Here is a 19,570-nt window from a genome sequence, read left to right on the forward strand (position 1 = left end):
AAGGCTACCATTAACATTGATAGCCTCCTAATCGAAATAGAGTGGAGATGTGACACCATATCAGTTAACAAATTGTTAATAATTTCTTAACGTTAACGTAACATTAAGCATGTCAAATCTAATAAAATATCGCAAATAAGCAATCCAGACGCTATTATTGCCTTGTACTCAGTTGAAGATCGGACATAAAAAAAGCCCTCAGAAAGAGAGCTAGTGTAGAAGTAAAAAATCCTAAAAATCAACGTGTTAGCAAACCCGCATCGAGTACAAACTGTGATCCTGTAACGTAGCGTGCTTTGTCGGAAGCCAGATACAACACCATGGCCGCTACGTCTTCGGTTTCGACCCAGGGCACGGGAAGCAGATTACCCGCCGACCGTTCGGCTATCTCCTGTGTGGTGGTGCCTTCTAACTCTGCCAGTCCGTCGTTCATCGGTGTATTAACGCCAGTTGGATGGATGGAATTGACGCGGATGTTATGCGGAGCCAGTTCAATAGCCCACGACTTTGTTAGCCCCACCAGCCCCCATTTCGATGCCGCGTAGTGACTCAGTCGGTTCATACCCCGCAATCCGGCGATGGATGAATTATTGATTATAACCCCCGATTTTTGGTCGATCATTGCCGGAATAACGCGTCGGGCCACCAGCCACGCCCCTTTCAGGTTAATGTCAATCATCGCATCCCATTCTTCTTCGGGCAATTCATGAACGAGGCCATAAGCACAGATACCAGCATTATTAAAGAGAATGTCGATACGTCCGAATGTAGCAAGCGCATTCTCAACCGCCAGACGAATATCTTCATCACGACGAACATCGCCCTGTGCCGTCAGACATTCGCTTCCGAGTTCTGCAATTTCGCGCTGGAGACTTTCCAGTTCCGTTTCAGAGCCCAGCGCATAGCCCGGATACGTCAGCGGTTTTGCCAGATCGAACGCTACAATTCGGGCACCTTCTTTCGCTAATGCCAGCGCAACAGCTCTCCCCTGCCCATGAGCCGCTCCGGTGATGAACACTACTTTTCCGTCGAAATCAGCCATTATTGTTGCGCCTGAATTTGCTGTTGAGTTAAGGGTAAATACGGATACAAATATTCGTCGATGTCAACTTCCAGAACGTTATTAAATACGTTTGTAGCAATCATCTGACCCGCAAACGCAATCAGAATGACTAACTGATTTTCCGTGTATTTCTCCGCAACCACTACGTAACGCTCGTCTGAAATTTCGCCTTTATTCTGTGCAATGGCACTGCCGAAATCAATGACTGCCTGTTCGGCTTGCGTCAGGTGTAGGTTTTCAGGACGTTCGCCATTATCGATAATAAGCCGACGGAAGAACGTAGTACAAAGCGGACAATTCGAACCTTCAGAAATGGCATGAGCATACAGGTACGCCAGCCGATTGCCCAGAATTTTCTTTACTTCTTCATACAACGGATACCACTGCATATAGACCTGAAAAGCCAGCACCGAACGGCCCAGCGTAGCCTTCATGTTGGTGATGCGACTGCCCGGAAAATCTGTTACGTGCGCGTCATAAGCAGCCAGCACATTGGGCGACGCTTCGTGTATGGGTAAGGGTTTGATTCTAGGCATACTCACAGATTTAGGAATAACTTATCGTATAACTCGCACTCGTTTTAGAAACGTATACACGTAGCAACCCGCACAGAAACCGGCCAACGATTCAAGACTGGCAAAAACAGCCAGAGTGCCAGCGACCCAAACCGATGGAATTGCGAGAAAATGTAAACTTAAAACAACCGCCGAAAATACCATACCAATTCCTGCCGCAAAGCGTTTAGGAGCCTGATCGACCAGTCGGGTTTGCACATTGAATTGCTCGATTAGCCAATCGCTCAGCCTTGCCAATGGACTAAATTTGCCGTAATCGAAGGCACGTAGCGCAAAGTCGACCAGCAGAAAAAGAAACAAAGGCCAGAATCCTGTTGCTATGTAGGTAATGGCAGTTAAGAGCACTAAGAAAGCTACAATTCGTGCTTTATTCTCATTCATTTTCACCCCATCGACCGGGCAGTCAAGACCTTGCGGGAATACCGTTAATGATGAAAATGGGGATGAATTTTCTTCTTTTTTCATACGTAGTGTATTCATTAAAATTCGTGTGTTCGTCAATCACACGTAACAAAAAAAGACTTCATTCAATTCACAACTGACTCAGTCGATGAGCGGCCTCTTCCAGAATGGCATCGTCTTTGGCAAAACAGAACCGGAGAACGTTGTAATCATTTTTCTGCGCATAAAACACCGAAATCGGAATCGAAGCTACCTTTATCTCATTCGTTAATCGAATAGCGAGGTCGTAATCAGGTTCGTCGGTGATCGCTTCATAAGAAACTGTCTGAAAAAAGCTTCCGGCTGCGGGTTTAAACGTAAACCGGGAGTTACGAAGACCATCCAGAAACAGGTCGCGTTTGCGCTGATAAAAAGCCGACAGCTCCCGATAATGCGACGGCTGAGAAAGGTAGTCGGCCAGTGCATATTGAATCGGTGTAACAGTACTGAATGTCAAATACTGATGCACTTTCCGAAACTCTTTCGTCAGCTCAGCCGGAGCGAGGCAGTAGCCAATTTTCCAGCCCGTAATATGAAAAGTTTTCCCGAACGAGCCCACCACAAACGTCCGTTCCTGCAACACCGGATGCGTCATCAGCGAATGGTGCGTGTATTGGTCAAACAAAATGTGCTCATACACTTCGTCACTGACAATCCAGATGTCGCGCTCGCGAACAATGGCCGCTAACTGCGCTAAATCCTGCGTTGTCCAGACCCGGCCCGTTGGATTATGGGGTGTATTAACCAGAATCAGCCGGGTTTTATCGGTAATTTTCTCCCGAACAATCTGCCAGTCGATGGTATAATCGGGCGGTGTCAGCGTTACGTAGATGGGCTTGCCGCCATTCAGTTCGATGGCCGGTACATAGCTGTCGTAAGCTGGTTCAAATACGATCACTTCATCACCCGGACGTACCACTGCCGTAATAGCCGCAAAAATGGCTTCGGTAGCACCCGACGTAACGGTGATTTCGGTATCAGGGTTATACGCTACGTTATAAAGGTCGTACGTTTTTTGGGCAATTGCTTCACGTAATGGCTGAACACCCGTCATGGGTGCGTACTGATTAAATCCGCGACGCAGATAATGCTCCACCAACGACACCAGTTCGGGAGAACAGTCGAAACCCGGAAACCCCTGCGACAGGTTGATGGCCCCCACATCGGCCGCCAGTTTCGACATTACGGTAAAAATGGTTGTACCGACGTTGGGTAATTTTGATGGGAACGTAGCGCTTGCCAGCGTATTCATGTTAATGGATAATGAAGAATGAACAATGGGAAATGTAACCCCATCCTAAGCCCCTCTCCCGTAGGGAGACGCGCTGCCGCTGCCGGACTTGCCCAACGACTTTTTGAAGTCCTTCCCCTAAAAACTAGGGAAGGAATTTAGGGTGGGGTTAGCTATCTGTCATAAAAACTAACTTATCACTATCAAAACAAAACCATTATTCATTCTTTGTAAACAGTTCATTCAGAGAAATTTTGTCAATATACGGCTCCAATTCATCCATATTGCTTAGCGGACGTAGCAACGTAACATCGTAGCGACGCTGACAGACCCACATCTCCACAAAAAAAGCATTGACTGCATACAGATGCAGCCAAAAACCGGGAATACGACGAGCCTCAATCAGCATGCCCTGTTGCCAAACCAGATTCAGTTGGTCGTGATACGGCAGATTATAAAAGTATGCGACTCGTTTCTCGTTACGTTCGTTATGCATTGGTTAGTGGTCGCCGTATCGTTTTTCACCGGCTGCTACAGCTACTGCCAGCTTATTTTGTTTTGGGGGCAGTGGACACGTAGCATACGGTGTAAAAGCGCAGGGCGGATTAATTGACTGATTGAAATCAAGCGTCGTCTGATCACCAGAAACGGGCTTGTCAGCATAAAGAAACCGGCCTGCCCCATAGGTACCGTGCTCATTGGTCGAGTCGCCGAAGATGATAAATAGTTTCTCTCCTTCGCTGACGGCATCTAACCGATACGTTTTTCCAGCTCGTTCAAATACAACCGTCCCGGCCAAAGGTGTGTCCGTGGTATAACCCAATACGTCGGTTATTGGAATCGTTTTCGGCTCTGTCGGTACTTCCAGTTTCGCGTTCACTCGCCAGGTTTCATCAATTGGATAGCGGTCGATACCGTGAAAATCTGTCAGAAACGGGCTTTGCAGATCGCGCAGCCGAACACCATATTTATCGCCCCGTTTGATGATAAACCAACGTAACGATCCATGAGACAATACAGTAGGTTTACTAATTTCAGGCGAAAAAATCACCACTGATTCGATAATAGGCTTATTATCAGCTAACACCGCCGACTCTGGATTGGGCGTGAACCGCACCTGACCATTTTTCAGGGTCAACACGCCCAACTCCTTGAGCGCGTCCGTTACCGGAAATCGAACATCGAAATCGGGACCACGGCCAACCGTATTTTTGCCTTCATTTAGCCAATATAAACCGGCCAGATTCAGCCAGCCCGTTTCACTTTTAAGTGATTTGACCCGATTCTGATACCACTCTTCCAGTTGGGCTTTGTAAGACGGTTCGTCCGACGTACGAAATCCAGCAACGGCTATCATTGCCAAAAACCAGAGACCGAAAAAACTGATCGAGTACGGATTCAGTGATTTACTGCGTCGTTTACTACGTACCTTATTGAATGACAGTGCGTTTACAAGTCGTTTGCGATACCGGGAACGTCTGCACTTTGGTTCATTATTATCGTTACATACCATTTGTATAGCTGTTTATCAGGTTGTTTTATCGTAGTGATTGTGGCACGAGGAAATCCGTTATCCGTATATCAACTGGAAATAACGTTTTCGAACAAGCGAAAAATAAGCCCAGATCGACAACGCCCCGATATACCCCAGCACAATCAGCATCGGATAACCGAGCAAACCATATAAGGCTAACCAAATAACGCCCAAACGGCCCATTTCGAGGTATAAAACCCACTGACGTTGTTCGAGAAGGGCTCCGCAGTTGATGAGTGTAAGCAGAATAAACAAGGCCGTTATAAGCTGTAGCCACGCTGGCACGTAGTGTTCGAACAATAGAAAAACGAACAAAATCAGCAACGTAGCAGCCAATTGTCCGGCAACGTAACCTCTAAATCGCCGAGTTCGGGTATGCACCGACACTCGCTCAGCAGCATTGGCCGATAGGAATCGCTGCTCAAGTTCTGGCCGAATCGTTTCGGGTACTGTATCGGGGCGACCAAACAATACGTTCCATTTTGCCCGCCAGCCATCGGCCCGCCACGTAGCCACCAACACCTCAAGTAAGCCATGAAAATGTTGCCATAAAAAACTATGACTATCGAGTGGTTTAGTCAGGCCGTAAACGGGTTCTTCCTTTTCTTCGGCAAACGTACCAAACAGTTTATCCCAGATAATCAGCATATCGCCGTAATTTTTATCCAGATACTGCGGATTGCTGGCGTGATGAACCCGATGATGCGATGGCGTTACCAATACGTATTCTAACCAGCCCAGTTTACCAATTGTTCGGGTGTGAATAAAGAACGGATACAGGCCATGAACCAGCAGAATTGTGGTAATCATTTCTGCCGGAAATCCAATTACGGGTAAAATCGACCAGAAACCCGTGCGGACGATGGCCTGAAATACCGTAATACGCGCCGAAACGGTGTAGTTAAAATCTTCGCTTTGGTGATGCACTACGTGTACAGCCCAGAATACATTGATTTCGTGCGCCAATCGGTGATACCAGTACCAAACAAAATCGGTCACAATCAGCAATCCGACCCAACCCCAAACGTTTGGCCGAATCTCAAACAGGGCAAAATTTCGGTGCAGGTAATCGTAAACAAAATAGAAAGCACCAACCGTAAACGTATCCAGCAATCGTTCGGCAATACCGACGTTCAGGTTTGCTACTGAATTATTGAATCGAAAAAAGCTTTTTTTCTGCCATTTGGCTATCAGGTATTCTGCCCCCATAAACAGCAGGAACATAGGCACCGCAAATGCCAGCCAGTTGACATGCATCATAAAAAAAGCCGACCAGTTTGACTCCATATACGTTTATTTTGTTCCAGCGAAAGGCCCCAACAGCCGGAGCATGTTGGAGTCGCGCTAGTGACTAAGTGGATAGTTACAACCGACAGCCAGAGCCTATCGGGGGCCTCTGCTTCTATATCGTTAACGTAAAATTTTGCTTCCCAACCGATGATAAAAAGGCGTTTTACTCGACGCAGTTTTAGGCAAATATTCGCCCGTAATCAACGGAATGTACATAACCCGACGACGGCTCGTGGATCCCAGATTTGGCGACTGTTCGACCCGATGCCATAAACTTCCATTATGAATCGTAAGGTCGCCCGCTTCAATATCGAAACCTACTTCGCGCGGATCGGGGCGATGGTCGATGAATTGACGCTTACGGAATAAGGTCAGCAGTGTGCTTTGTTTATGTGTGCCGGGCAGCACGCGTAAACCGCCATTACTCATTGGGCAATCGTCGAGATGAAGACCAACGTTGAGCATAGGCCGGATACGATGGCCCAGAAATAAATCACGAGGACTATCTGTATGCCAGCCCATACGGGAGAAATTACTTTCGGGGGTTCTGACGTAGTGATTTACGACTAAACCATCTTTTTCTTCTTCGCCAATCCGGCCATCATATGGCTGGAGCAACGTAGTAAGGGCCTTCAAACGTTTATCCTGCAAAAATTCGTGCAGAACCGGGCTAAACCAGGACGCAAACGCAAACCGCTGGACAATAAGCTGCCCATTCTCATCTCGACCGTATTTAATTGGCGTCCCGTTTATTTTATCAACCTTTTCGGCGATCCAGTTCGCTTCAATACGTTGTAATTCGTGCAAAAACGTCTGTACTACGTCGCGTTTTACAAATCCCTTAATGTGTAGATAGCCGTTCTGATTGAAGAAAGCTTTTTGCTCGTCGGTTAAGGCGAGACTGGATGGAATACGTACGGGATTTTCGGTCAATACAGTTGCCATAATTCAGAAGAAATTTCTTTTTAATATATTTACTATACAGATTAAGTATAGTATTTTAGATTATGAAAAAGCAAACGATAGTTTGCTTCAAATTTACGTTTAGTTACGCTCACCCTATTGGCTTATTGTAATCAATAATAATGCCTAACGTGGTGGAGTTACTCAAAAATTAACGGATAAAACAGGAGTTAAAACTAGAATAAATTGTCGATCAGACAGGAAGAATCAACAACAACATAGCCTCATGGCCATTATACTCCAAAAAGAACGGGGGTTGCCAGAAGCGACGAAAGCTGATGATGCATAGTTCCTTTCCATAGAAATAGTTATTAATCTACTTAATCTCCTAATTCGGTGGGCAAAGGTGAATATGCTTTTTTATTTTTCCAAATTTTTTCGATTGTTTTTGAAATAGATAGTAGGAAATACCTAGTAATCGCTTTAGTCTAAAATAATAATTTTACTTTTTGGTGATTAAATGTAACAAATTCAAATTATCTGCCGACTTGTTACTGCGCTTTCAGTTGCGCCACCACGCAGGCAAATGCCAACCTATGCTTACCAAAAGCAAACCTGTGTTTAACAAATTATCCTAATCAAAATCATCTCTGTAATGAAAAAAGTTGTACAACTCAGGGTCAGTCTCTGTTGCCTATTGCTTTGGACTGCCTTTCTCATGACTCATACGGTCTGGGCGCAGGACCGTCGGGTTACCGGCCGCGTTTTATCGGGTAAAGATAAGCAACCAATTCCGGGGGTAAACATTCTGGTAAAAGACACGCAACTCGGCACAACCACCGACGGCAACGGCAATTTCTCCCTCAATGTTGCACCTAATGCTACGCTTGTTTTCAGTGCCATTGGTTTTGCTGGCACTACTCAATCGATTGGTAATCAAACCCAACTGACTATCACGCTTCAGGAAGCAGAACAAAATCTGGGTGAAGTAGTGGTAACGGCACTGGGTATCAAGAAAGAAGCGAAACGGCTGGGTTATGCCACGGCCATTGTTAGCCCTGAGCAAGTAACCACCAACCGTACCGTAAACTTTATCAATGCGTTACAGGGTAAAATTGCGGGGGTAAACATCAGCAGTTTGGGCACAGGTGCTGCCGGTACCTCTAAAATCCGGATTCGGGGCCAGTCGTCGTTTTCGGGTCAGAACAGCCCGCTTATCGTTATCAACGGCGTACCGGTCGACAATACGAACTTCGGACAGAACAACGGGAACACCGGCAGCGATGGCTCTATTGGCAACCGCGACCGGAACTACTCCGATGGTGGTGACGGTCTTTCGTCGTTGAATCCCGACGATATCGAAGGTATGACCGTACTGAAAGGTGGTACGGCTGCTGCACTATATGGCTCACGTGCTAAAGACGGTGCCATTCTTATTACGACCAAAACCAAAGGAACGGGGCAGGGTATTGGCGTTACGTATAATACCAACTACACTACCGACCAACCGCTCGATTTCACGGATTATCAGTACGAATATGGACAAGGTGAATACGGTGTTCGCCCAACGGCAGCCAACCCAACATCAGGCGTATGGAGTTTCGGTGAGAAATTTGCAGGTCAGTCGCAGGTTTTATTTGGCGGTGTAACCGTTCCATATCAGCCTGTTCGCAATCACGTCACCTCGTTTTATCGTACTGGTTCTACCTGGACAAATTCGATATCCGTTTCGTCGGGTAGCGAAAAAGGTGGTTTCAACCTGTCGATCTCTAATCTGGACAACAAAGGCATTACGCCCAACAACAGCTTCAACCGGAAAACCATCAACCTCGGCTTCAGCTACAATCTATCGAGCCGGCTGACGGTAACGGGATCGATGAACTACTCGAATGAGTACAACAAAAACCCGCCACAGATTGCCCAACAGGATAACAGTACGCCAACGGTGATCTATACGCTTGCCAATTCGATGCCACTCGACGTACTGGAAGCCAATCAGATCAATCCAGCAACGGGCAACGAGTTTATCTATTCCCGGTTCATGAACCGTACGAACCCGTACTACGTCATGAACTACAAATTCGAAAATATCCGTCGCGACCGTCTGTTCGGTAATATCTCGGCACGATACAACGTGACCGACTGGTTATACATTCAGGGCCGGATTGGTCAGGATTACTGGTCGCGCGATCAGGATTATAACTTCCCAACGGGTCAGGCTTCGCTAGCAGCAGCGCCAGCCGGTTTTGTCAATGGTGCTTATGTACAGGAAGCCCGTCGTTTCCGCGAAGTCAACAGCGATTTCCTGATTGGCGCGAACCGGAAATTTGGTGTTTTTGGCGTTGATCTGACCCTAGGTGGCAACCAACTCTACCGTCGTAGCGATGTAAATAGCGTACTCGCCACTGACTTCATTGTTCGCGGTTTATACGTTCCTCAGAACGGACGCGTTAAAGACCCAACGTATGGTCTTAGCGAACGGAAGGTCAACTCACTCTACGGCGCGGCTGAATTTTCTTACAAAGATTTCCTGTACATAAACGGAACCGTTCGGAACGACTGGTTCTCAACCCTGGCCGCTGGAAACCGGAGCATTCTGTATCCGTCGGTAACAGGTAGTTTTGTTTTCTCACAAGCCTTCGACAAACTGCCTTCATGGTTGAACTTCGGTAAAATCCGGGCGGCCTATGCTGCCGTTGGTAGTGATGGCGACGTAGCACCGTATTCCAATAACCTGTTCTACGCTGTAGCGGCCAACCTTTTCCCAAATCCAGCCGGTCAGGGACAGCCGGTAGGTAACATTACGTCGAACACGGTTCCCAGCAATACGCTACGTCCCAGTCGTACGGCAGAAACGGAAGTTGGTCTGGAGTTGAAATTATTCAACAATCGCGTTGGATTAGATCTGGCCGTTTATAACAAAATCACCAGCGATCAGATTGTGCAAGCGCAGTCATCCGATGCGTCGGGCTATACGAGCGTCCTGATTAACAATGGCGAGAGCCGCAACCGAGGTATTGAAGTATTATTGAATCTAGCTCCAGTTCGTACGAAAGATTTTTCGTGGGATGTTACGTTGAATGGTTCGTATAACAAGACCAAACTTCTGAAACTACTCACCGACGACGACGGATCGCCTGAAAAAGATATCAACAAGGACAAACAAGCTGAACGTATCACCGTCGGTACCGGCATTTATGTAGGCGAGCTACGCCAGGTTGTGGGTCAGGAGCTAGGTCAGCTTTACAGCTACGGCTATGCACGTGATGCACAGGGACGTATCATCCATGGTAGCGACGGTATTCCCAACCGAACAGCCGATCAGATTTCGTTTGGTTCAGCCCTGCCTAAATACGTTGGCGGTATCACCAATACGTTCAATTACAAAGGGGTAAGCCTGTCGTTCCTGATTGATTTCAAACTCGGCGGCAAAATGATTTCGGGTACTAACCTGAACGCCTTCCGTCATGGTTTACAGAAAGAAACGTTGGTTGGTCGTGGTGAAGCCGACAACAAAATGGTGGGCGTAGGCGTCAACACCAACGGCGAGGCTAATACGGTACGTGCCGCAGTACAGGATTATTACTCGGTTGGGCGTACTAAAAGCCTTGGCGAACAAGTTGTGTACGATGCAGGTCTTTGGAAACTCCGGCAGATCAGCATCGGCTATGATTTCACGAATCTTCTGCCAAAGAGCCTGTTCATCAAAGGTATTCGTCTGAGCGCAGTAGCTAACAACGTAGCGATTCTGAAAAAATGGGTACCAAATATCGATCCTGAACAATTCGGTTTCAGCTCCGATAACCTGGTTGGTCTTGAATCGACCGGATTACCAACTACCCGAAGCATCGGTTTTAACCTGAACGTTCGATTCTAAATCTATTTGCCAGTTCAGGCGGGCTAAATCTGGACTGGCAAACAACACCCTTTAAAGTCATGAAAAAAACTGTTTTATACATACCGCTGGTTGCCCTGCTCGTTAGCCTGAGTGGCTGCGAAAAAGGCTTCGACCAGCTCAATACGAACCCAACGGCGGCAACGGCACTAAATCCCATTTTCACGTTTAACAACGCGATTATCAATACAACGCCCCCTAGTGCTTCGGTGCTTATTTTCGAGGAACCGATTGTGCAACAGATGTTTTCGCCCAACTCCGGTATTATTTCGGGAGGTAACTTCAACATCGATAACCGGGGCGCTGCGGGTGCTAATGCGGCTCTGTGGCAGCGGTATTATCGGGACAATGTCCGGTATCTGGTCGATGCATTAGCTAAAACCAAAACTGACGCCAGCCGCCAGAATCTATACAACATGATGCGTATCTGGAAAGCCTACGTATTTATGGTTCTGACCGATACGTATGGCGATGTTCCTTATACTGAAGCGGGTTCAGGTTATCTAGCTGCCAACATCACGCCTAAATACGATACGCAGGAAAGCATCTACACGGATATTCTGAAAGAGCTATCAGAAGCACCAGCCGCTCTTGACGCAACGAAAACCATCGAAGCGGGTGATCTTGTTTACGGGGGTGATATTGCTAAATGGAAAAAGCTGGCGAACTCGCTGCTGCTACGTGCTGGTATGCGACTATCGAAAGTAAATCCAACACTGGCTCAATCGACAGTTCAGAAAGCTGTAGCGGCTGGCCTGATGCAGTCGAACGCTGATAACTGTGTTGTTCGGAACAACGCGAACTACCAGAATCCAACAGGTACTACGTTGAATTCGACCGAGGCCGCTAACTATTACCTGACTAAGACGTTTGTCGATTACCTGAAATCAACCTCTGATCCACGGCTGGCTTCTATTGCAGTGCGTTACGTTGGTGCGAAAAGCGGCCCTGAGCAAACCGCAGCCAGAGCCAGTCGTGACCCAGCCGTACAAATTGGTATGCCACTCGGTTTCGATAACGGTACTATCGGTGCTCAGGCAACCAAAGATGGCCTGGCTACTTTTTATGATTATTCCCAATTAGACAGACTGCGTATGGGTGGCCTTAATGCGCCCTCTTTTCTGATCACGTATGCACAGACACAGTTGCTGCTGGCCGAAGCTGCGCAACGGGGCTGGACAACAGGATCACCTGCTGACTTTTACAATGCGGGCGTAACGGCGCATATGAAACAACTGGGCGATTACGATGCTACGTCGCTGGTATCAGATGCAAACATTACGGCTTACTTGCAGAAAAATCCATATGTAGCGGCTCAGGGGCTTCAGCTCATTAACACACAATATTGGGTTGCGTCTTTCCTGAATGGTCCCGAAGTTTTCGCCAATTTCCGACGTAGCGGTTTCCCTGCGCTGACGCCAAATCCGTATCCGGGTAAGGAAATCAAAGGCAACTTCATCAATCGGTTGAGCTATCCTGATTCTGAGCTTTCGGTAAACGGTGCCAAGGTAAACGAAGCCATTTCCCGGCAAGGCCCCGACAACCTCGACACACGCGTTTGGTGGGATAAGCAATAGGTTTATTCTTCTGATTGTTCCTCGAAAAGGGCATAAAAAAGGCGACTCGGTTTCTTCGAGTCGCCTTTTTTATGCCATGATAATTTTTAAATCTAAGCAGTTGGTATAGCCACACGATTGGCTGTTAAACCTGCTTTTTGGGCAAAAGAAGTTAAAAGATTCTGATATGACTGAATTTGTGCGTCGCGATACGTACTGCTCCAGCCTAATTCTGGCGCCATCAGTTCAGCTACTTGCGGAACCAATTGTGCCGTTAGTTGCCAATCCGACAGTTCGAGCCGCCAGCGCCGGGCCAGTACGTCACGTAACGTAACGGCCATTTCTTCCCGAACCTGATATACCACTTCAGCTTTTATAACCGGCTGTGTATCGATCAGTTTTTCGGCCAGCTTCGGTTGCGATTTTATTAACTGGGCAACGCGTTCAGCACGGGTTCCGTACGTACGTAGCAGATGCTGACACGTATCGGCAGGAAGATTATACCCTTTATGTACTAACTGCCAGTCTTCGTAACGATAATTTTCGCCACCCACCAGATAATGTGTTTCGGTGCGGCTGGCAACGGACTTACCAAGCTGCTCCCCTACCCGATCAATCGCATCCTGTGCCATCAACCGGTACGTTGTCCATTTTCCGCCGAGCAAACTCAGCAAGCCGGATTTAGGATCGTATTCAACTTCGTGGTCACGTAGCAACGTTTTGGTATCGGCCCGACTGCTAACAATCAGTGGACGAATACCGCCGAAACCAGCCTGTACATCGGCCCGGTTCGGGGTTTGATCCAGATAAGGACGTACCGTTTCCAGCAGGTAATCGACTTCCTCAGGTTCCAAAACAGGTTCGTGTTCGAGGTCTGAAAAATCGGTGTCGGTTGTTCCGACAAATACGTTATCACCAAACGGAATGGCAAAAACCACCCGTCCATCGCTCGTTTTCGGGATCAGGATAGCGCAGTCGCTGCTCAGTGTTTCGCGGGGGAGTACTATGTGAACGCCTTTGCTGGGCCGGATACGTTGATCGAGCGCAGGGTTGGCCAACAGGCGAACAGCGTCGGAATAAGGCCCTGTACAATTCAGGAATACCTTTGCATGTAGCGTCAGCGTTTCGCCCGTCAGTTGATTCTGAACACTGGCGGCTTTGATTTCGCCATTTTCCAGACCAAATTCAGTTAACCCAGCATAATTAACCACCACGGCTCCGGCTTCGCTCGCCGACTGCACCAACGCCAACGCATAACGGGCATCATTCAGTTGGCCATCGTAATAAAGTACAGCACTATGCATCTGGCGTGTCAACTTCGGCGACCGTTTCAGCGTATCCTGTTTGTTGAGCCACTGTCCGTTGGGGAACGTATCGCGCCCGGCAATCAATCCGTAAATCGTTAGTCCGACGGTCATGTACAAACCTTCGAACCAGCTAAAAACGGGCGTCAATAAAGGCAGTGGATGCGCCAGATGCGGAGCGTTACGTACCACCGTCCGGCGTTCGGCCAGTCCGTGGCGAACCTGCCGAAGCTGAGCAAGATCGAGTTTTTTGATAGCCTGCTCCAGATAGCGCACGCCACCATGAATCAGCTTGGTAGAACGGGACGACGTTTCGTTCGAAAAATCGCTACGGTCGATCAACGCAACCCGATAGCCACGAAGCGCGGCATCCAGTGCGGCTCCGGCTCCACTGGCTCCGGCTCCAATAATGCAAACGTCGAAGGTTTCCTGCCTTAAGTGCTCCCAGTTTTTCTCCCGATTCATGCCCGTAAATATAACATAATTAAGGCACTAGGATAAGTTGGGGTTCCGTAATTGGATAAATTACAGAAATTAACGCACTAGGTGTCTTTCTGGCTTTACGATGAAAAACTCCGGCTGCGTCCACCAAAGAAACCGCTACGTCCACCCGAAGGGCGTACCGTGCGCGTAACCCGCGATGTGCGAACGCTTTCGCCTACCCGCGTTGAACGTTCATAAAGGCCTTGATTGGCGTATACACCCGATCCATAGCGACGAGCATCGGCTTCATATTGTGGAGCTGTAGAACGGCCAAGCATATAGCCTAAGCTGCCCCAAAGTAACACGCTCGACAAGCCACTATGATGATGATAAGCGCCCGGATTGTTGAAATACGTGCGTGTCGATTCGTCGGATTGAACCAGTCGTTTGGCGGCCTCTACGCTCAACGTATCGCGGTGGCCATCGTAATAACTGACAATTGCGCCAGCCTTATCAGGGTCAGCCGGAACTTCATCGGTGATTTTAAACGTACCAGGATTTGTTTCTGTGATATACGTCCGAACGCCCTTCTCAAAGCGGGTTTCGGTACGTTCTTTCTCGTCAGAATCATTGTTTCCACAACTCTGAAGAATAGCCGCGCCATTCAGAAGCGCCAGACTGAGGGTTGTGCTAAGGGTAATATCTTTTACCCGCCGAAGAACGGCTTGTCGGCGAAGCGGTGTCATAGTTTAAGTCAAATAAGGATTGACTGCTAAACTACAACGTTCGCTAACGGGTTGCAACTCAATATGGATGAATAGTAGGCAAAACTCATTTAACGGTTGCTAGAACGGACGGTACCGATTTCCGAATAGCAACGCAACGCCCGCCGAAACACTCACTACGTCAACAACACGCGTGCTACTATAGGGCAAGCTGGTTGATTTCTGATGACCATTGGTTGCCGTTGAGGTTAAGCCATGAAACAGAAAATCGGCCCTGGTATAATCGGCGTTGATATGCGCCGATGTATTACGTCCCAACCGATAACGTAACGTAGCACCACCGCCAAATGCCGTAGCCATACTTTGCGAACCCGTGGTTTTCAACGACATCTCAATCGTACCGAAGTTTCCGGCCATCGACGTATTAGGCAACGTTGCCTGTGCTCGTCCGGCCAGCAGTCGAGCATCGACCGAAAACCGGCCCAGCGGAACCGTTATATATGGACCAGCCATTACGCTTGTAATTGTCCAGTTGTCGGCTTTTGCCGTCCAGATATCGGTTTCGTTGCGGTAGAGTGAATTGAGCATAGCTTTAGTATCTACCGAATTTCGGTGTTGTTCGCCACGTACCATCAGCCCAACCGAGCCAATCAACCGATAACCCGCCGATACGTTGAACGATATACCTTGCGTAGCCATACAAGCCTGAGCATCAACAGGTGAGCAACTCGCGTATTTGCCAACGGGCAGGCTGGCTCCTGCCGATACAGCAAAGAATCCTTTCTTGTCCTGATGCGATAAGATAAATGTCTTCTGGCAAAAGGCGACGGTAGTCATGCCAGCGGCCAGTACGGTTACGAAGAGCTTTTTCATGGCTAATTTGTTACTGATATAGGCGGGGTAGTTTGTTCAGCCATATCTCTACAAATTCAGTGCCATGATTAAAAAACAACGCATCTATCCCATAGGGCACTTTTCTTCAAAAGCCTAAATCGCTGGTAATAAATCATTTAATCACACAAACACAATCGCAAAATTTCTTACAAAAGCGATGTAAAGGACTTATTTTGTGCTTTTAAATCTTGATTGCAAGTTAAACGCTTAAGTATCTGGCTAACTATATATAAATTATTCATTCCCTAGCCACGCTTTTTTTATACACTTAGACATAATATGGATGATAAGTTCATTTATATTTACTATCCCATAAAAATGTAATAATATGCTCCCTAAGTGTTTACTGTTTAATGTTCTCTTTTTTATCCAAATTTTCTCTCTCAAAGCACAGACCACAACACCTCCTCCTCCAGTCAGTCCGACGAAAGCTCTTGAGAAGAAAATTCAATCGCTCACTTACCAAAATACCCAGCTAAAAAGCCAGCAGCAGCAAGCTACAGCAGAGATTCAGCGCTTACAGAATCAGATTACGGGTCTGCAAAAACTGGTTTCGCTTCGAAACGACAGTATTGCGCGTCAGCAAAAGGCTATCGATACACTGCATGGCCAGATTGCACAGTTGAAAACAAAAAATCAACAGGTTCAAAACCAGTTGAATCAACGTACGTCCGACCTTCAGGCAGCCAACACGCGCATTAAGGAACTGGAGTACGACCGCAAAATCCTGATCGACAATCATATTGTTCGCATCTATAACTTTTCGGCCGACGATGTGCGTAAACAATTTATCCGAAGTTTGTCCGCACCCGAATCAGGTTTCCAGTACGACGATGATCTGATTGACGACGAAATTCAGATTACCCGAAATTTCAATGGACAGGCCGAATCTTGGTGGGTTTTCGATAAAACGCTGGATACTATCCTTGAACTGAAAATCCGAATCAAGCCCCACCTCTACGACCCGCAAAAAGCGGTGGTATTTGGCGATGCCAAGCTGTTACAGAAAACCCGTTACAGCAACAAATCCTTCGACGAGCAACACGACCGGGAGAAGATTGCCCTTTATCGCAACAAGTTACTCGATATGCTCGAAGGCAAACTCAGCGGCACTTCCGAAAAGTAACCCACGTACCATGACCGATCTACAATCATCACGACTGAATCCGTGGTTTGATCGATCATCATACACCGTACTTTAATTTACAGCCTTCCTCATGATTAAACCTCTACTACGCCTTCCCGGCTTTAGGAAGGATATTGTCCATTTTGTCTGGACTATCCTTTTTCTTTCAGTTTTCAGTTTTTCGGCCAACGCGCAACAATCAACCCGCGTAACAGGACGTGTTGTTCGGGCAACGAACGGTGAGCCTTTGGCGGGTGCTTCCGTTTTCATCAAAGGTTCAACGCGGGGCACTATTACCGACCAGCAGGGCCGGTATCAGCTTACCATTAGCCGATCAGTCGAATTAGTCGGGCGATTTATTGGTTTTCAGGACGTAACGCAGGTCGCTATTCCCGGCGAGAACCGGCAGATCACGATCAATTTTCGATTAACCAGTAACGATATGCAGTTGCGCGACGCTGTTGTGAGTGCCAATCGTATTGACGAATACTTACAGAAAGTACCCGTGGCCGCTTCGGTCATTGCAAATCGTGATCTGGAGCAACGTAGCGTTTATAATACGCTCGAATCGCTGAATAACGTACCGAACCTGATTTCAGATTCATGGCTCAATTCGCAGCCATCTTTTTCCATTCGTGGCCTTTCGACCGTGTTCGATAACGTGGGATTTGAATCGACCGTAGCGTTGTATATCGATGATGCTTATTTCTCCCGCAGCTTCGGATTCAACTCTACGCTGATGGATATTGAGCGGGTGGATGTGCTACGTGGTCCGCAGGGTACGTTGTTCGGAAAGAATACGGTTGGAGGTGTCATTCATGTGGTTTCCGAGAAGCCCGAATTTGCCAACAATGGCCAGATTGAGCTTAACTACGGCAACTACAACTTTTTTCAGGCGCGGGGTAAAATCAACCGAGAAGTGATCAAAAATAAGCTGGCCATCCGTCTGACGGGCGCTTATACCCGGCGCGATGGATACATAAAAGACCGGATTCCAGCTATTGAAGCTACCAATAAAACCGATTTTTACGGATTCCGGGGTTCGGCGTTGTATACGCCAACGCCAAACGCTACGATCACGCTACGTGCTTATTACGGGAAAGATGGCAACGCCGAAAATACCTTTGTGTATGCCAGCAAACCTGATGCTGACCCCGTTGGCGTAGCCGCTGATGAAGGTCTGAATACCCGCCAGAGCGTACCCAACACGTTTAATCGGCAACAATATGGCAGCGTAGTAAAAGGCGAATTCAAACTTTGGAACAATACGTTAACGTCTATTTCTGCCTTCAACAAATCGGTCGATACGTATTTTGGTGACAACGACGTAGCAGCCGCCGACGTATCGCTTTGGGGTCGAACCCAGAAATTACAGAATATAAGTCAGGAAATACGTATTCACTCGCCCCGCGATAAACGCTTTTCCTATATCGGCGGTCTGTACTTTCTGAATGAGCAGATTAGTGCCGTCGATACGTTTTCGCTCCAAAAAGATTTTCTGCCTGTTGGTGAGAATATTCTCGGTGCACCAGTGCCCAATGGCGAGTTTTTTACGAATGAAGGATACACCACCAACAGCACGATTCATGCACAGAGTCTGGCTGCTTTTGCTTCAGGGAATTACGAGCTGACGAAGCAGTTGCGGCTCTCGGCTGGCCTTCGCTATACCACAGAACGGCGTCGGCTTTCTTATTGGCAGCAGGTTCAGAACCAATCTTACAACGGCACATCTTTCGACCTGATCGGTATTTATGCGGTGAATGTAGGCAGTGAATCCAGACCTGTCGAACGGGTGGCTGATAATAGTGTACTGTCTTACGATCTGGGGGCCGATTATCGGTTTACGCCGTTTGTGATGGGGTATGCGCGTTTTGTTCGTGGATTTAAAGGTGCTGGTTTCAATACGTCGGTTACGACCGACCCGAATGGTACAGGTCTGGTTTTCAAGCCTGAATTCGTTAATAATTACGAGTTAGGCTTCAAATCGAAATTCAGCGAACGGACCCGTTTCAACGCAGCACTTTTCTATACCGATTACCGCAACAAACAGGAATTACTGGATCAGGGAACCCGCGTCACGGTAGCCAATGCGCCGAAAACTCGTGGCTGGGGTGTTGAAACCGAGTTTTCGGGTATGTTAAAAAACTTCCGGGTCGATGTATCAACGGGATATCTGCATTTTCGCTACGTCGACTTTCCGTTTGGCACCGACGAAGCGGGTAATACGGTCAATTACGCCGGAAACCGTTTGTTGAAAGCCCCTGATTTTACGTTGTCGGTTGCTCCCGAATATACCCTGCCAATTACAGATCAGTTACGTGTGTTTATGGGGCTCAACGTCAATCATACCGGGAGGGCGTTCAACGATATTTCGAACTCGGATGTGATCGCTCGTCGGTCGGCCACAATTGTCAACGGTCGGTTAGCATTGGCACCACGTAACGGCAAATGGAGCGTAGCGTTGTGGGGTAAAAACCTGACCAATCAATTTTTCATTCAGCATGGCTGGGAATACGACTGGGGCAATCAGATTGCGTGGAGCCGCCCCCGTTACGTTGGCGTGGAGGTTTATCTGAATTTTCGGTAGCGTATTGTCAGCGAAACTAAAAA

The 19,570-nt window shown here is 47.6% G+C and carries 15 protein-coding genes; 4 read left to right on the forward strand and 11 right to left on the reverse strand.

Annotated features, from left to right (window positions below):
• Positions 1 to 238: 238 nt before the first annotated feature.
• The 8 genes from ACYVD4_RS16280 to ACYVD4_RS16315 all read right to left on the reverse strand — a co-directional run bounded on the left by ACYVD4_RS16280 (position 239) and on the right by ACYVD4_RS16315 (position 7,079).
• Positions 239 to 1,042 carry a mycofactocin-coupled SDR family oxidoreductase gene (locus ACYVD4_RS16280; RefSeq protein WP_460947491.1) on the reverse strand — a complete coding sequence of 268 codons (804 nt, stop codon included), beginning with the start codon at positions 1,040 to 1,042 and terminating at the stop codon, positions 239 to 241.
• Positions 1,042 to 1,599, reverse strand: a complete 558-nt coding sequence (locus ACYVD4_RS16285; protein ID WP_460947493.1) for a carboxymuconolactone decarboxylase family protein — start codon at positions 1,597 to 1,599, stop codon at positions 1,042 to 1,044. Before ACYVD4_RS16285 ends, ACYVD4_RS16280 begins: the two co-directional genes overlap by 1 nt.
• A 21-nt stretch (positions 1,600 to 1,620) precedes the next feature.
• On the reverse strand, positions 1,621 to 2,103 hold the full coding sequence (locus ACYVD4_RS16290; protein ID WP_460947495.1) for a DUF4395 domain-containing protein: 483 nt from the start codon (positions 2,101 to 2,103) through the stop codon (positions 1,621 to 1,623).
• Positions 2,104 to 2,170: 67 nt separating this feature from the next.
• Entirely contained in the window at positions 2,171 to 3,331 is a 1,161-nt protein-coding gene (locus ACYVD4_RS16295) for a methionine aminotransferase (protein ID WP_460947497.1), read from the reverse strand.
• A 196-nt stretch (positions 3,332 to 3,527) separates the two neighbouring features.
• A complete protein-coding gene (locus tag ACYVD4_RS16300) occupies positions 3,528 to 3,806 on the reverse strand; it encodes a hypothetical protein (RefSeq protein WP_460947499.1) in 279 nt (92 codons plus the stop codon).
• 3 nt (positions 3,807 to 3,809) lie between these two features.
• Positions 3,810 to 4,667, reverse strand: coding sequence for a DUF1684 domain-containing protein (locus ACYVD4_RS16305; protein ID WP_460947501.1), 858 nt, complete (start codon positions 4,665 to 4,667; stop codon positions 3,810 to 3,812).
• 213 nt (positions 4,668 to 4,880) lie between these two features.
• Positions 4,881 to 6,131, reverse strand: a complete 1,251-nt coding sequence (locus ACYVD4_RS16310; RefSeq protein ID WP_460947503.1) for a sterol desaturase family protein — start codon at positions 6,129 to 6,131, stop codon at positions 4,881 to 4,883.
• 123 nt (positions 6,132 to 6,254) lie between these two features.
• Entirely contained in the window at positions 6,255 to 7,079 is an 825-nt protein-coding gene (locus tag ACYVD4_RS16315) for a phytanoyl-CoA dioxygenase family protein (RefSeq protein ID WP_460947505.1), read from the reverse strand.
• A 676-nt stretch (positions 7,080 to 7,755) separates the two neighbouring features.
• On the opposite strand from ACYVD4_RS16315, the gene ACYVD4_RS16320 reads away from it, so the two are divergent.
• Together ACYVD4_RS16320 and ACYVD4_RS16325 are read left to right on the forward strand one after the other, a co-directional pair.
• Positions 7,756 to 10,914 (forward strand): SusC/RagA family TonB-linked outer membrane protein, encoded by a 3,159-nt coding sequence (locus tag ACYVD4_RS16320; RefSeq protein ID WP_460947507.1) that lies wholly within the window; start codon positions 7,756 to 7,758, stop codon positions 10,912 to 10,914.
• Between the two features lie 59 nt (positions 10,915 to 10,973).
• Positions 10,974 to 12,509 carry a SusD/RagB family nutrient-binding outer membrane lipoprotein gene (locus ACYVD4_RS16325; RefSeq protein ID WP_460947509.1) on the forward strand — a complete coding sequence of 512 codons (1,536 nt, stop codon included), beginning with the start codon at positions 10,974 to 10,976 and terminating at the stop codon, positions 12,507 to 12,509.
• A 92-nt stretch (positions 12,510 to 12,601) separates the two neighbouring features.
• Here the strand turns inward: ACYVD4_RS16325 and ACYVD4_RS16330 are convergent, their stop codons facing one another.
• The 3 genes from ACYVD4_RS16330 to ACYVD4_RS16340 all read right to left on the reverse strand — a co-directional run bounded on the left by ACYVD4_RS16330 (position 12,602) and on the right by ACYVD4_RS16340 (position 15,813).
• Complete coding sequence (locus ACYVD4_RS16330; RefSeq protein ID WP_460947511.1) at positions 12,602 to 14,257, reverse strand: glycerol-3-phosphate dehydrogenase/oxidase; 1,656 nt, start codon at positions 14,255 to 14,257, stop codon at positions 12,602 to 12,604.
• A gap of 95 nt (positions 14,258 to 14,352) precedes the next feature.
• Complete coding sequence (locus ACYVD4_RS16335; protein WP_460947513.1) at positions 14,353 to 14,961, reverse strand: hypothetical protein; 609 nt, start codon at positions 14,959 to 14,961, stop codon at positions 14,353 to 14,355.
• Between the two features lie 99 nt (positions 14,962 to 15,060).
• The gene (locus tag ACYVD4_RS16340) at positions 15,061 to 15,813 is read right to left on the reverse strand and encodes a hypothetical protein (protein ID WP_460947515.1); all 753 of its coding nucleotides are present in this window, start codon (positions 15,811 to 15,813) and stop codon (positions 15,061 to 15,063) included.
• Between the two features lie 349 nt (positions 15,814 to 16,162).
• Between ACYVD4_RS16340 and ACYVD4_RS16345 the strand changes: the two genes are divergently transcribed.
• Both ACYVD4_RS16345 and ACYVD4_RS16350 read left to right on the forward strand, forming a co-directional pair.
• Positions 16,163 to 16,960, forward strand: coding sequence for a hypothetical protein (locus tag ACYVD4_RS16345; protein ID WP_460947517.1), 798 nt, complete (start codon positions 16,163 to 16,165; stop codon positions 16,958 to 16,960).
• A gap of 91 nt (positions 16,961 to 17,051) precedes the next feature.
• The gene (locus ACYVD4_RS16350; protein ID WP_460947519.1) at positions 17,052 to 19,547 is read left to right on the forward strand and encodes a TonB-dependent receptor; all 2,496 of its coding nucleotides are present in this window, start codon (positions 17,052 to 17,054) and stop codon (positions 19,545 to 19,547) included.
• Positions 19,548 to 19,570: the final 23 nt, after the last annotated feature.

It is taken from the genome of Spirosoma daeguense, assembly GCF_054776875.1.

Bases quoted from the DNA above. Each gene is read 5' to 3' on its own strand.
- ACYVD4_RS16280 (WP_460947491.1), bottom strand. From the start codon at position 1,042: ATGGCTGATTTCGACGGAAAAGTAGTGTTCATCACCGGAGCGGCTCAT.
- ACYVD4_RS16285 (WP_460947493.1), bottom strand. From the start codon at position 1,599: ATGCCTAGAATCAAACCCTTACCCATACACGAAGCGTCGCCCAATGTG.
- ACYVD4_RS16290 (WP_460947495.1), bottom strand. From the start codon at position 2,103: ATGAAAAAAGAAGAAAATTCATCCCCATTTTCATCATTAACGGTATTC.
- ACYVD4_RS16295 (WP_460947497.1), bottom strand. From the start codon at position 3,331: ATGAATACGCTGGCAAGCGCTACGTTCCCATCAAAATTACCCAACGTC.
- ACYVD4_RS16300 (WP_460947499.1), bottom strand. From the start codon at position 3,806: ATGCATAACGAACGTAACGAGAAACGAGTCGCATACTTTTATAATCTG.
- ACYVD4_RS16305 (WP_460947501.1), bottom strand. From the start codon at position 4,667: ATGATAGCCGTTGCTGGATTTCGTACGTCGGACGAACCGTCTTACAAA.
- ACYVD4_RS16310 (WP_460947503.1), bottom strand. From the start codon at position 6,131: ATGGAGTCAAACTGGTCGGCTTTTTTTATGATGCATGTCAACTGGCTG.
- ACYVD4_RS16315 (WP_460947505.1), bottom strand. From the start codon at position 7,079: ATGGCAACTGTATTGACCGAAAATCCCGTACGTATTCCATCCAGTCTC.
- ACYVD4_RS16320 (WP_460947507.1), top strand. From the start codon at position 7,756: ATGACTCATACGGTCTGGGCGCAGGACCGTCGGGTTACCGGCCGCGTT.
- ACYVD4_RS16325 (WP_460947509.1), top strand. From the start codon at position 10,974: ATGAAAAAAACTGTTTTATACATACCGCTGGTTGCCCTGCTCGTTAGC.
- ACYVD4_RS16330 (WP_460947511.1), bottom strand. From the start codon at position 14,257: ATGAATCGGGAGAAAAACTGGGAGCACTTAAGGCAGGAAACCTTCGAC.
- ACYVD4_RS16335 (WP_460947513.1), bottom strand. From the start codon at position 14,961: ATGACACCGCTTCGCCGACAAGCCGTTCTTCGGCGGGTAAAAGATATT.
- ACYVD4_RS16340 (WP_460947515.1), bottom strand. From the start codon at position 15,813: ATGAAAAAGCTCTTCGTAACCGTACTGGCCGCTGGCATGACTACCGTC.
- ACYVD4_RS16345 (WP_460947517.1), top strand. From the start codon at position 16,163: ATGCTCCCTAAGTGTTTACTGTTTAATGTTCTCTTTTTTATCCAAATT.
- ACYVD4_RS16350 (WP_460947519.1), top strand. From the start codon at position 17,052: ATGATTAAACCTCTACTACGCCTTCCCGGCTTTAGGAAGGATATTGTC.